At 73.5% G+C, this 12615-nt stretch carries 14 protein-coding genes; all 14 read left to right on the top strand.

Annotated elements, in window-relative coordinates:
* Positions 1 to 27 precede the first annotated feature (27 nt).
* The 14 genes from thrS to ruvB all read left to right on the top strand — a co-directional run bounded on the left by thrS (position 28) and on the right by ruvB (position 12538).
* Entirely contained in the window at positions 28 to 2058 is a 2031-nt protein-coding gene (gene thrS / locus FE251_RS08365; RefSeq protein ID WP_139071626.1) for a threonine--tRNA ligase, read from the top strand.
* A gap of 2 nt (positions 2059 to 2060) precedes the next feature.
* On the top strand, positions 2061 to 2609 hold the full coding sequence (locus FE251_RS08360) for an HIT family protein (protein WP_456237485.1): 549 nt from the start codon (positions 2061 to 2063) through the stop codon (positions 2607 to 2609).
* Positions 2606 to 3223, top strand: coding sequence for a phosphatidylinositol phosphate synthase (pgsA, locus tag FE251_RS08355; protein ID WP_230976618.1), 618 nt, complete (start codon positions 2606 to 2608; stop codon positions 3221 to 3223). The genes FE251_RS08360 and pgsA overlap by 4 nt, the downstream gene beginning before the upstream one ends.
* Complete coding sequence (locus FE251_RS08350) at positions 3220 to 4170, top strand: phosphatidylinositol mannoside acyltransferase (protein WP_139071628.1); 951 nt, start codon at positions 3220 to 3222, stop codon at positions 4168 to 4170. Before pgsA ends, FE251_RS08350 begins: the two co-directional genes overlap by 4 nt.
* Positions 4170 to 5357 (top strand): glycosyltransferase family 4 protein, encoded by a 1188-nt coding sequence (locus tag FE251_RS08345; protein WP_139071629.1) that lies wholly within the window; start codon positions 4170 to 4172, stop codon positions 5355 to 5357. The genes FE251_RS08350 and FE251_RS08345 overlap by 1 nt, the downstream gene beginning before the upstream one ends.
* A complete protein-coding gene (locus tag FE251_RS08340; RefSeq protein ID WP_139948468.1) occupies positions 5354 to 5944 on the top strand; it encodes a hypothetical protein in 591 nt (196 codons plus the stop codon). The genes FE251_RS08345 and FE251_RS08340 overlap by 4 nt, the downstream gene beginning before the upstream one ends.
* 94 nt (positions 5945 to 6038) lie before the next feature.
* Positions 6039 to 7262: a PrsW family intramembrane metalloprotease gene (locus tag FE251_RS08335; protein WP_139948467.1), complete on the top strand. Its 1224-nt coding sequence runs from the start codon at positions 6039 to 6041 to the stop codon at positions 7260 to 7262.
* Positions 7263 to 7339: 77 nt separating this feature from the next.
* On the top strand, positions 7340 to 8242 hold the full coding sequence (gene pdxS / locus FE251_RS08330; RefSeq protein ID WP_139948466.1) for a pyridoxal 5'-phosphate synthase lyase subunit PdxS: 903 nt from the start codon (positions 7340 to 7342) through the stop codon (positions 8240 to 8242).
* A complete protein-coding gene (locus FE251_RS08325; RefSeq protein WP_139948465.1) occupies positions 8232 to 8804 on the top strand; it encodes an NUDIX hydrolase in 573 nt (190 codons plus the stop codon). Before pdxS ends, FE251_RS08325 begins: the two co-directional genes overlap by 11 nt.
* On the top strand, positions 8801 to 9418 hold the full coding sequence (gene pdxT / locus FE251_RS08320; RefSeq protein ID WP_176554630.1) for a pyridoxal 5'-phosphate synthase glutaminase subunit PdxT: 618 nt from the start codon (positions 8801 to 8803) through the stop codon (positions 9416 to 9418). The genes FE251_RS08325 and pdxT overlap by 4 nt, the downstream gene beginning before the upstream one ends.
* A 56-nt stretch (positions 9419 to 9474) precedes the next feature.
* The gene (locus FE251_RS08315; protein ID WP_139071634.1) at positions 9475 to 10233 is read left to right on the top strand and encodes a YebC/PmpR family DNA-binding transcriptional regulator; all 759 of its coding nucleotides are present in this window, start codon (positions 9475 to 9477) and stop codon (positions 10231 to 10233) included.
* 63 nt (positions 10234 to 10296) lie between these two features.
* Entirely contained in the window at positions 10297 to 10875 is a 579-nt protein-coding gene (ruvC, locus tag FE251_RS08310; RefSeq protein WP_139071635.1) for a crossover junction endodeoxyribonuclease RuvC, read from the top strand.
* Between the two features lie 54 nt (positions 10876 to 10929).
* Entirely contained in the window at positions 10930 to 11529 is a 600-nt protein-coding gene (gene ruvA, locus FE251_RS08305; RefSeq protein ID WP_139948464.1) for a Holliday junction branch migration protein RuvA, read from the top strand.
* The gene (ruvB, locus tag FE251_RS08300) at positions 11522 to 12538 is read left to right on the top strand and encodes a Holliday junction branch migration DNA helicase RuvB (protein WP_230976369.1); all 1017 of its coding nucleotides are present in this window, start codon (positions 11522 to 11524) and stop codon (positions 12536 to 12538) included. The genes ruvA and ruvB overlap by 8 nt, the downstream gene beginning before the upstream one ends.
* Positions 12539 to 12615: the final 77 nt, after the last annotated feature.

Genomic DNA, 12615 nt, shown 5'->3' with positions numbered 1-12615 from the left:
ATCACCGTCCTACTGCGGGAGCTCACTGTGTCATCCGTTCCTGAGCGTGTCCTTGTCGTCGACGGCGCCGAGCGGTCGGTGACCGAGGGCACCACCGGGACGGACCTGTTCGGCGAGGACCGCGCCGTCGTCGCCCTCCGGGTCGACGGCGAGCTCAAGGACCTCGCGACCGACGTGTCGCAGCTCCCCGAGCGCGCCGTCGTCGAGAAGGTCGAGATCTCCAGCCCCGACGGCCTGGCGATCCTGCGACACTCCGCGGCCCACGTGCTCGCCCAGGCGGTCCAGCAGGTCCGCTCGGACGCCCGGCTCGGCATCGGCCCGCCGATCACCGACGGCTTCTACTACGACTTCGACGTCGAGACCCCGTTCACGCCCGAGGACCTCAAGGACCTCGAGAAGCAGATGAACCGGATCATCCGCGAGGGCCAGACCTTCGTCCGCCGCGTCGTCACCGACGAGGAGGCCCGCGCCGAGCTCGCCGACGAGCCCTACAAGCTCGAGCTCATCGGCCTCAAGGGCTCCGGCGCCGAGGACGCCGCCGAGGGCGCCTCGGTGGAGGTCGGCGCCGGCGAGCTGACGATCTACGACAACGTCCGCCGTGGGGGAGAGGTGGCCTGGAAGGACCTGTGCCGCGGCCCCCACCTGCCCAGCACCAAGCTCATCGGCAACGGGTTCGCGCTTCAGCGCTCGGCCGCCGCCTACTGGCGCGGCAGCGAGAAGAACCCCCAGCTCCAGCGCATCTACGGCACCGCCTGGCCGTCCAAGGACGAGCTCAAGGCCTACCAGGAGCGTCTGGCCGAGGCCGAGCGCCGCGACCACCGCCGCCTCGGCGCGGAGATGGACCTCTTCTCCTTTCCCGAGGAGATCGGCTCCGGCCTGCCGGTCTTCCACCCCAAGGGCGCGATGATCCGGATGGAGATGGAGGAGTACTCCCGCCGTCGCCACGTCGAGGCCGGCTACTCCTTCGTCAACACCCCGCACATCACCAAGGGCCACCTCTTCGAGGTCTCCGGCCACCTCGACTGGTACCGCGAGGGCATGTACCCCCCGATGCACCTGGACGAGGAGCGCGACGCCGAGGGCAACGTCAAGCGGCAGGGGCAGGACTACTACCTCAAGCCGATGAACTGCCCGATGCACAACCTCGTCTTCGGCTCCCGCGGCCGCTCCTACCGCGAGCTGCCGCTGCGCCTGTTCGAGTTCGGCACCGTCTACCGCTACGAGAAGTCCGGCGTCGTCCACGGCCTCACCCGAGCGCGCGGCTTCACCCAGGACGACGCCCACATCTACTGCACCCGCGAGCAGATGAAGGACGAGCTCACCTCGCTGCTCACCTTCGTCCTCGACCTGCTCAAGGACTACGGCCTCGACGACTTCTACCTCGAGCTCTCCACCCGCGACCCGGAGAAGTCCGTGGGTGACGAGGCGACGTGGGAGGAGGCCACCCGCGTCCTGGAAGAGGTGGCGACCGGCTCGGGCCTCGAGCTCGTCCCCGACCCGGGCGGCGCCGCGTTCTACGGGCCCAAGATCTCCGTCCAGGCGAAGGACGCCATCGGACGCACCTGGCAGATGTCGACCATCCAGCTCGACTTCAACCTCCCCGAGCTCTTCGACCTCGAGTACCAGGCCGCCGACGGCACCCGCCAGCGCCCGGTGATGATCCACCGCGCCCTCTTCGGCTCGATCGAGCGCTTCTTCGGGGTGCTCCTCGAGCACTACGCCGGCGCCTTCCCCGCGTGGCTCGCGCCCGTCCAGGTCCTCGCCGTCCCGGTCGCCGACGTCTTCGACGACTACCTCGCCGACGTCGTGGCCCAGCTGCGCGCCCGCGGCGTGCGCGCCGAGCTCGACCGCAGCGACGACCGCTTCAACAAGAAGATCCGCAACGCGACGAAGGAGAAGGTCCCCTTCATCCTCATCGCCGGCGGGGAGGACGCCGAGGCCGGGGCCGTGTCCTTCCGCTTCCGTGACGGCACGCAGCGCAACGGCGTCCCGGTCGCCGAGGCGGTCGAGCTCATCACCGCGGCGATCGCCGAGCGTCGGCAGGTGTCGACGGCGTGAGTGTGACGCCCGAGCCGGCCGGGGACCTGGCCGGCGTGCCCGACGCGTTCCAGCGGCTGTGGACCCCGCACCGCATGGCGTACGTCGACGGGCACGACAAGCCCAAGGACGAGGGGAGCGGCGAGTGCCCGTTCTGCCGGGCACCCGGCCGGGAGGACGCCGCGGCCCTCATCGTCCACCGCGGTGAGCACGCCTACGTCGTGCTCAACCTCTACCCCTACAACCCGGGCCACCTGCTCGTGTGCCCCTACCGGCACGTCGCGGACCTCACCGAGCTCACCACCGTCGAGCGGGACGAGGTCGGGGCGCTCAGCGCCACCGCCATGACCGTGCTCCGGCGGGTGAGCAGCCCGCACGGGTTCAACCTCGGGATGAACCAGGGCGCCGTCGCCGGCGCCGGGATCGCGGCCCACCTCCACCAGCACGTCGTGCCGCGGTGGGCGGGGGACGCGAACTTCTTCCCGATCGTCGCCGGCACGAAGGCACTCCCGCAGGTCCTCGGGGACACGCGCGAGCTGCTCGCCACCGCATGGAAGGAGTCCTCGTGCTGAGCACCAAGGGCCGAGTCTTCACCAACGCCGTCTTCGGCCCCGTCGCCCGCACGCTCGTGCGCGCCGGGGTCAGCCCGGACGCCGTCACCGTCACCGGCACCGTCCTCACGGTCGGCGTCGCGCTGTGGCTGCTGCCCACGGGGCACTTCGTCGCCGGGCCGCTGGCCATCACGCTCGTCGTCCTCTTCGACAGCGTCGACGGGCTCATGGCCCGCACCCTCGGCCGGTCCACCCGCTGGGGCGCCTTCCTCGACTCGACGCTCGACCGCGTGTCGGACGCCGCGATCTTCTCCGGGATCCTCCTGTGGGCCATCGACCGGGACGAGACGGCGGTGCTCGCCACCGCCCTCGCCTGCCTCGTGCTCGGCAGCGTCGTGCCCTACGCGAGGGCGCGTGCCGAGGGCCTGGGGCTCACCGCCTCGGGCGGCATCGCCGAGCGTGCCGACCGGCTGTTCGTCGCCCTCGCCGCCGTGTTCGCCGTCGGGCTCGGTGCGCCGGTGATCGTCCTCGTCGTCGCGCTCGCCCTGCTCGCCCTCGCCAGCCTCTACACCGTGGGCCAGCGCACGGGGACCGTGTACCGCCAGACCCGCGCGGACGCGCAGGAGGCCCGATGAACCTGGACCCCGGACGACTGCTCATCGTGGCCGCCCGGGTGGTCCCGCGGCTGCCCGCGTGGATGTCCGGCGCGATCTTCCGGACGGTGGCGGACGTCGCGACCACCCTCGGCATCGGCGGCACCCACCAGCTGCGCCGCAACCTCGCCCGGGCGGTGCCCGAGGCGAGCGAGCGCGAGCTGCGCCGGCTCACCCGCAAGGGCATGCGCTCCTACATGCGCTACTACGAGGAGGCGCTGCGCCTGCCCGCGGCGAGCGACGTCCAGCTCGCCGCGCGCGTGCGCATCGAAGGCAGCGAGACGGTCCGGACCGAGCTCGCAGCCGGACGCCCCGTGGTCGTGGCCGTGGCCCACCTGGGCAACTGGGACCTCGCGGGCGCCTGGGCGACGAAGTTCCTCGCGCCCGTCGTCACCGTCGCCGAGCACCTCCAGCCCGAGGAGCTGTTCCAGGGCTTCCTCGCCTTCCGGCGCAGCCTGGGCATGACGATCATCCCGCTGGAGAAGGACGGCTCCACGTTCCGGGCGCTGCTGCGGGCCTGCCGGTCGGGCGCCCCGATCGTCCCGCTGCTCGCCGACCGCGACCTGTCCCGCACGAGCGTGGACGTCGAGCTCCTCGGCGAGCGGGCCCGAGTGGCGCCGGGACCCGCCGCGCTGGCCCTCGCGACCGGGAACGCGCTCGTCACCGCGACCATCCGTTACGAGCGGCTGCGCGGCCCGCGCCGGCAGGCCGCCGGAAGCCGGTGGGGGGTCGTCGTCGACTTCGGCGAGCGGATCGACCCGCCGGTAGGCGCCGCCCGCGAGGAGGCGATCGCAGCGATGACCCAGCGGTGGGTCTCGGAGATCGGTGACTTCGTGCGCCGCTACCCGGAGGACTGGCACATGCTCCAGCCCGTGTTCGTCGCCGACCTCGACCCGGCGCGGCTCAAGCCGGCGGGGAGCGTGGCCTGATGCGCATCGGGATCGTCTGCGGCTACTCCTTCGACGTGCCCGGTGGAGTGCAGTTCCACGTGCGCGACCTCGCCGAGCACCTCATCGCCACCGGTCACGAGGTCAGCGTGCTCGCCCCGGCCGAGGAGACGACGCCGGTGCCCGACTACGTCGTCGCCGCCGGCCGGACCGTCGCCGTGCCGTACAACGGCTCGGTCGCCCGGCTGAACTTCGGGCCCGTCTCCGCCGCCCGCACCCGCCGCTGGCTGGAGGAGGGCGCCTTCGACGTGCTCCACCTCCACGAGCCCATCACCCCGAGCCTGTCGATGCTCGCGCTGTGGATCGCCGACGGCCCGATCGTCGGGACCTTCCACACCGCGATGGACCGCTCGCGCGCGCTGCAGGTGGCCTCCCCGCTCGTGCGGCCGCTGCTGGAGAAGATCACCGGCCGCATCGCGGTCTCGGAGGAGGCCCGGCGCACCGTCGTCGAGCACCTCGGCGGGGACGCCGTCGTCGTGCCCAACGGCGTGTTCGTCGACCGCTTCGCGCGGGCGCCCCGCGCCGAGGCGTGGTGCGGCACCGACGAGCGGCCCACCGTCGCCTTCCTGGGCCGGCTCGACGAGCCGCGCAAGGGCCTGCCCGTGCTGGCCGCCGCGATCCCGCAGGTGCTCGAGCGCCTCCCCGGCGCGCGCTTCCTCGTCGCCGGGCGCGGCGAGGTCAGCGAGTACCGTGAGGCCCTCGCCGCCTACGGCGACGCCGTCACCTTCCTCGGCCCGGTGAGTGACGCGGAGAAGGAGTCGCTCCTCGCCTCCGTCGACGTCTACGTCGCCCCGCACACCGGCGGGGAGAGCTTCGGCATCGTCCTCGTCGAGGCGATGAGCGCCGGGGCGCACGTGGTCGCCAGCGACATCGCGGCCTTCCGGTCCGTGCTCGACGGCGGGCGCTACGGCGCCCTGTTCCCGGTCGGGGACGCTCAGGCGCTGGCCGGTGCGCTCGTCGACGCCCTGGCGGACCGCGAGGCGTCCGCACCGGTGCGCCGCGCGGCGTCGGAGGCGGTCCGGCGCTACGACTGGTCCGTGGTCACGCGCGAGGTGCTCGCCGTGTACGAGATGGCCACGGGCGGGCCTGTGCACGACGACGCCCGCACACGCACGGTGGTCGGGCGGCTGCGCGCCGCCCTCGACGGACGGACGGAGGACGGTCGATGAGCTGGGAGGGCTGGACGCTCGTCGTCGTGCTGCTCATCCTCGTGCTGGGGTGGGTGCTGTGGCTGCTCGCCTCCCGGGTGGACCGGCTGCACCGCAAGGTGCTGCGCTCACGCGCCACGCTCGAGCTCCAGCTCGCGCAGCGCGCCGCCGCGGCCCACGAGCTGGCGATGAGCGGGGCGCTCGACCCGGTCGAGTCCGTCCTGCTCGCCGACGTGGCCCAGCGGGCCACCGCCGGCGCCCCGGGCGGCGTCGTCCACGACGGCCTCGAGGGCGTGCCGGACATCGAGGAGCCCCCGAGCGACATCGACCGCTCGCTCGTGGAGTCCGAGCTCTCGCGCACCCTCCGGGCGATCCTCGAGACGCACGCGGAGAGCGAGCCGCTCACCGACAACCCGCTCGCCGAGGAGCCGCTGCGCCGGCTCGACGCGTCCTGGTACCGCCTCGAGCTCGCGCGCCGGTTCCACAACGCGCACGTCGCCGAGGCACGCCGGATGCGCGCCAACCCCGTCGTGCGCGTGCTCCACCTCGCCGGCCGGGCGACCATGCCCGAGCCCTTCGACATGGACGACGCCCGCCCCCGCACCTGACGCGGCGCCTGCCGGTGACGGTGGGGAGAGGTCCCCGCCCTGAGCAGGGCCGACGGGCGGCTCAGCGTCGGACCCAGGCCCTACGCTGAGCCGCATGTCCTACCCTCCACGAGAGCCCTACCCTCCCGCGGTCCGCCCACTGCAGCAGGCGTACGCGCCCCAGCCCCAGGCCGCCCCGTGGGGAGCGGGCGGTGTCCCCGCGCCCGCGCAGGCCCCGTGGCAGCCGCCGCGCCACCCCCGCGGGGGCACCGCCCTCGTCGCGGTCGGCAGCGCCGTCGCGGCCCTCGCGCTCGTCACCTCGATCTCCCAGATCGCCGTCATGACCAGCGCCTTCGGCGCCCTCGTCGGCAGCCTCGTGGCCCTCGTCCCGCTGCTCGCCGTGCTCCTCGGCATCCGATGGGTCGACCGCTGGGAGCCCGAGCCGCGCTACGCCCTCCTGTTCGCCTTCCTCTGGGGCGCGGGCGTGTCCACCCTCGTCTCGCTGTGGCTCAACACGGCCTTCACCCAGGCCGTCTACCTCAGCACCGGCAACGTCGAGACCGCCGAGCTGCTCGGTGCGTCCGTCGGTGCCCCGATCATCGAGGAGTCCGCCAAGGGCCTCGGCGTGCTCATCCTCTTCCTCGCGCGGCGGCGCTACTTCGACGGACCGGTGGACGGCATCGTCTACGCCGCGATGATCGCTGCCGGGTTCGCCTTCGTCGAGAACATCCTCTACTTCGGCAGGTCCATGGAGATCCTCCCGCAGATCTTCGTCATGCGCGGGATCCTCTCCCCGTTCGCCCATGTGCTGTTCACCGTGGCCATCGGCATCGCCCTCGGGCTGGCGGCCCGCAGCCGCTCCTCCTACGCCTGGCTGTGGTCGCTGCCGATCGGCTGGCTGGTCGCGGTGCTGCTCCACGCGCTGTGGAACGGCAGCACCTTCACCGACTCCTTCTTCGGGCTGTACGTCCTCGTCCAGGTGCCGCTGTTCGTCTCGGCGGTCATCCTCGTGGTCTGGCTGCGCCGCCGGGAGCGCAGGGTCATCACCGGGCGGCTCGTCGAGTACGCCCGGGCCGGCTGGTTCGCCCCCCACGAGGTCACCATGCTCAGCTCCTTCCCCGCCCGGCGCGCCGCCCTCGCGTGGGCCGCCCGCGGCGGACCGGCCGCCAAGCGCGCGATGCGCGACTTCCAGCACTCGGCGACGGTGCTGGCGCTGGCCCGCCAGCGGTTCGCGACCGGTCGCCGGGAGCCCGGCTACCACCAGGGGGAGCGCGCCCTGCTCGACCGCGTCACCACCGCCCGCGCCACGTTCCTGCGGGCGCTCTCCCTCGCCCGGTAGGCGAACGGCCGGTTCCCCCGGACCGACCGCACGGCATACTGGCGGCGTCCGTTTCCTCCCATTCCCCCGAGGTCACCGTGTCCCACGAGCACACCCCCGCCGAGGTCGGCACCGCCCGCGTCAAGCGCGGCATGGCCGAGATGCTCAAGGGCGGCGTCATCATGGACGTCGTCACCCCGGACCAGGCGAGGATCGCCGAGGACGCCGGCGCCGTCGCCGTCATGGCCCTCGAGCGGGTCCCGGCCGACATCCGCGCCCAGGGCGGGGTCTCGCGGATGAGCGACCCCGACATGATCGACGGCATCATCGCCGCCGTCTCCATCCCGGTCATGGCCAAGGCGCGCATCGGCCACTTCGTCGAGGCGCAGGTGCTCCAGGCCCTCGGTGTCGACTACGTCGACGAGTCCGAGGTGCTCACCCCGGCCGACTACGAGAACCACATCGACAAGTGGGCCTTCACCGTGCCTTTCGTCTGCGGCGCGACCAACCTCGGCGAGGCGCTGCGCCGGATCACCGAGGGCGCGGCGATGATCCGCTCCAAGGGCGAGGCCGGTACCGGGGACGTCTCCAACGCCACGACGCACATGCGCCGCATCCGCCAGGAGATCCGCCGGCTCACGTCCCTGCCCGAGGACGAGCTGTTCGTCGCGGCCAAGGAGCTCCAGGCTCCCTACGAGCTCGTCCGTGAGGTCGCGCGCACCGGTGAGCTGCCCGTCGTGCTCTTCACCGCCGGCGGCATCGCCACTCCCGCGGACGCCGCGATGATGATGCAGCTCGGCGCGCAGGGTGTGTTCGTCGGCTCCGGCATCTTCAAGTCCGGCAACCCGGCGCAGCGCGCCGCGGCGATCGTCAAGGCGACGACCTTCTACGACGACCCCGACGTCCTCGCGCAGGTCTCCCGCGGGCTGGGTGAGGCGATGGTCGGGATCAACGTCGACGACGTCCCGGTCCCGCACCGGCTGGCGGAGCGTGGCTGGTAGCCCGGCGTCCGGCTCCGGGCCCGACGACGTCCTCGGCTACGGCCTGGGGCCCGAGTGGGTGCCCGGGCCCGACGGCATCCCGTTCCGGGCCGCGGCCCGCGTCGTCGTCCTCGACCCCGACGACCGGGTGCTCCTCGTGCGCGGGCACGACTCCGGGCAGACCTCGCGCTCGTGGTGGTTCACCGTCGGCGGGGGACTGGAGCCCGGCGAGGACGCCCGCGCCGGCGCGGTGCGCGAGCTCCGGGAGGAGACCGGCCTGCGGGTCGGGCCGGACGACCTCGAGGGGCCGGTCCTCGTCCGCAGCGCGGTGTTCGACTTCGCCCGCGTGACCTGCCGCCAGGACGAGGAGTTCTTCCTCGCCCGGGTGAGCGAGACGAGCCTGGACGTCACCGGGTGGACCGAGCTCGAGCGTGAGGTCGTCGACGAGCTGCGCTGGTGGGAGCTCGACGACCTCGACGCCGCGGTCGCCGCAGGTACGGTCGTCTACCCGGCAGGACTAGCGGCTCTCGTCCGCCGGCTCGCCGCCGGCTGGGACGGCAGCGTCGAGAGCGTCGTCGAGTGAGCGCGGGCTCGGGGCCGCCGACGATCGGGGTCCTCGCGCTCCAGGGCGACGTCCCCGAGCACCTCTCCGCGCTGGAGGCCGCCGGTGCCCGGGCGGTGCGCGTGCGGCGTCACGCCGAGCTCGGCGCGGTCGACGGCCTCGTCCTGCCGGGTGGCGAGTCGACGACGATGCGCACCCTCCTGTCCGCCTTCGACCTCCTCGATGGCCTGCGTGACCTCGTCCGCGCCGGCCTGCCGGTGTACGGCTCGTGCGCCGGCATGGTGCTCCTCGCCGACCGCGTCGTCGGCGCGGACGACGCGATCGTCGGCGGCATGGACGTCACCGTGCGGCGCAACGCCTTCGGTCGTCAGGTCGACTCCTTCGAGGAGGACCTCGACGCACCGTGGCTCGGCGGCGACGGTGCGCCGCTGCGCGCCGTGTACATCCGCGCGCCGTGGGTCGAGGAGGCCGGGGAGGACGTCGAGGTGCTCACCCGGGTGAGGTCCGGGCCTGCCGCCGGTAGGATCGTGGCAGCTCGACAGGGCGCGCTGCTCGCGACAGCCTTCCACCCGGAGATCGGCGGCGACGCGCGGGTACACCGTGCGTTCGTCGGCATGGTGCGTGCACACGCCTAGCGCAACCTGTCCCACGTCCCCGCGGGGATGCCGTCGTCGTCAGCAAGGAGCACACAGTGTCCGGTCACTCCAAGTGGGCCACCACCAAGCACAAGAAGGCCGCAATCGACGCCAAGCGGGGCAAGCTCTTCGCCCGCCTCATCAAGAACATCGAGGTGGCGGCCCGCACCGGTGGCGGTGACCCGGCCGGCAACCCGACCCTCTTCGACGCGATCCAGAAGGCGAAGAAGAACTCCGTCCCGGCCGACAACATCGACCGCGCCGTCAAGCGCGGCTCCGGCGCGGAGGCCGGCGGCGCCGACTACGAGACGATCATGTACGAGGGGTACGCCCCCGGCGGCGTCGCCGTCCTCGTCGAGTGCCTCACCGACAACCGCAACCGCGCCGCCTCCGACGTGCGCGTCGCCTTCACCCGCAACGGCGGCACCCTCGCCGACCCGGGCTCGGTCTCCTACCTGTTCAACCGGCGCGGTGTCGTCGTCGTGCCGAAGACGGACGGGCTCACCGAGGACGACGTCCTCGGGGCGGTCCTCGAGGCCGGCGCCGAGGAGGTCAACGACGAGGGCGAGACCTTCGAGGTCCTCAGCGAGGCCACCGACGTCGTGGCCGTGCGTACGGCGCTGCAGGAGGCGGGACTCGACTACGACTCCGCCGAGTCGCAGTTCGTGCCGTCGATGGAGGTGGAGGTCGACCTCGAGGGCGTGCGCAAGATCATGAAGCTCATCGACGCGCTCGAGGACTGCGACGACGTGCAGAACGTCTTCGCGAACTTCGACGCCTCGGACGAGGTGCTCGCGGCGCTCGACGAGGACTGAGACCACCCACACCCCGCTGTGTCGCTGCCGGGCCGTGTCCGGCCCGGCTGCGACACTCGTCCCATGCGCGTCCTCGGAGTCGACCCCGGCCTCACTCGCTGCGGCCTCGGCGTCGTCGACTCCGGACCGAGCCGTGAGCTGTCGGCCGTCGCCGTCGGGGTGCTGCGCACGCCCCCGGACATGCCGGTCCAGCAGCGGCTCCTCACCATCGCGGCCGGGATCGAGGAGTGGATCGTGCGCCACGACGTCGACGCCGTCGCCGTCGAGCGGGTCTTCGCCCAGCACAACGTCAGCTCGGTGATCGGCACCGCCCAGGTCGCGGGCCTGGCGATGGTCGCCGCCGCCCGGGCCGGCCTGCCCCTCGGCACGCACACCCCGAGCGAGGTGAAGGCCGCGGTGACCGGCAACGGCCGCGCCGACAAGCTCCAGGTCCAGGAGATGGTCCGGCGCATCCTGCGGCTCGCCGAGCGCCCCCAGCCCGCCGACGCCGCCGACGCCCTCGCCCTGGCCGTGTGCCACGTGTGGCGCGCCGGGACGCCCGGGGCGGGCACCTCCTCGCGCCAGGCGACACCGGCGCAGGAGGCCTGGGCGCGCGCCGAGCTCGCGGCGCGCCGTGCCCGGCCCGCCGTCCGCAGCCGTTAGGCTCTTCGCACACACGTTCGCCCGGGACCTGCCCGGGCGGGAATGGGAGCAGCCGTGATCGCCAGCGTCCGAGGGACCGTCGAGGCCGTCCGCCTCGACTCCGCGGTCCTCGAGGTCGGCGGGGTCGGGCTGCGCGTCCAGGCCACCCCGGCCACCCTCGCCGGGCTGCGTCACGGCGCCGAGGCGCGGATGGCCACCTCGCTCGTCGTGCGCGAGGACTCCCTCACGCTGTACGGCTTCGCCGACGACGACGAGCGCGAGGTCTTCGAGGTCCTCCAGACCGTCTCGGGGGTCGGGCCGCGGCTCGCCCTCGCCGTCCTGGCCGTCCACGGCCCCGACGCGCTGCGCGCCGCCGTCGCCGCGCAGGACGTCAACGCCCTGACGAAGGTGCCCGGCATCGGCAAGAAGGGCGCCCAGCGGATCCTCCTCGAGATCGGCGACAAGCTCGGCCCGGTGCGCTCCGGTGCGCCCGCGGCCCCGGCCGTCCAGGACTCCCGGCCCGAGGTGGTCGACGCGCTCGTCCAGCTCGGCTGGCCGGCGCGGGCCGCCGAGGACGCGGTGACGGCGGTGCTCGCCGAGGAGGATGGCGGGAGCGACGTCGCGGCCGTGCTCCGCGCCGCGCTGCAGTACCTCGGGGGCCGCGGCCGTGGCTGAGAACTACCTCGACGCCGAGGCGGACGAGCTCGAGCGGGCCGCGGAGGCCGCGCTGCGCCCGCGCCGCCTCGACGACTTCGTCGGCCAGGCCGTCGTGCGCGACCAGCTCGCCCTCGTCCTGGACGCCGCAAAGGCCCGCGGCACAGCGCCTGACCACGTCCTGCTGTCAGGTCCGCCCGGGCTCGGCAAGACGACGCTGGCGATGATCATCGCCGGCGAGGTCCAGGGCGCGCTGCGGCTCACCTCCGGCCCGGCGATCCAGCACCCCGGGGACCTCGCGGCCATCCTGTCCTCGCTGCAGGAGCACGACGTCCTGTTCATCGACGAGATCCACCGGCTCGCCCGGCCCGTCGAGGAGATGCTCTACCTGGCGATGGAGGACTTCCGCGTCGACGTCGTCGTCGGCAAGGGGCCCGGTGCCACCGCCATCCCGCTCACCCTCCCGCGCTTCACCGTCGTCGGCGCGACGACCCGCGCCGGCCTGCTGCCCGCGCCGCTGCGCGACCGCTTCGGGTTCACCGGGCACCTGGAGTTCTACTCACCGGGCGAGCTCGAGCAGGTGCTGCGCCGCAGCGCGCGGCTCCTCGGGGCCGAGCTCGAGCCCGCCGCCGCCGCCGAGCTGGCCGGCCGCTCCCGCGGGACCCCGCGTATCGCCAACCGGCTGCTGCGCCGCGTGCAGGACTGGGCACAGGTACGGGGGAGCGGGGCGCTCGACCTCCCCGCCACCCACGCCGCCCTCGATCTGTTCGAGGTGGACCGCCTCGGCCTCGACCGGCTCGACCGTGCCGTGCTGCTCGCCCTGTGCAAGCGGTTCAACGGCGGTCCGGTGGGGCTGTCCACCCTCGCCGTCGCGGTCGGGGAGGAGCCGGAGACCGTCGAGACCGTCGCCGAGCCGTTCCTCGTCCGCGAGGGCCTGGTCACCCGCACGCCGCGCGGCCGGGTCGCCACCGCGGCCGCCTACGCCCACCTCGGCCTGACCCGGCCGGAGGACGGCGCGCTCTGGTCCTGACCGAGGGGATGGTTCCCACCACTCCTCGCCGTCGCCTAGAATCAAGCAGTCTTTTGCCTCCGACGGGCGCGGGTTCT

The organism is Georgenia wutianyii (assembly GCF_006349365.1).
In the GTDB taxonomy this organism is placed as follows: Bacteria; Actinomycetota; Actinomycetes; order Actinomycetales; family Actinomycetaceae; genus Oceanitalea; species Oceanitalea wutianyii.
This window is presented reverse-complemented; position numbering and strand designations above follow the sequence as displayed.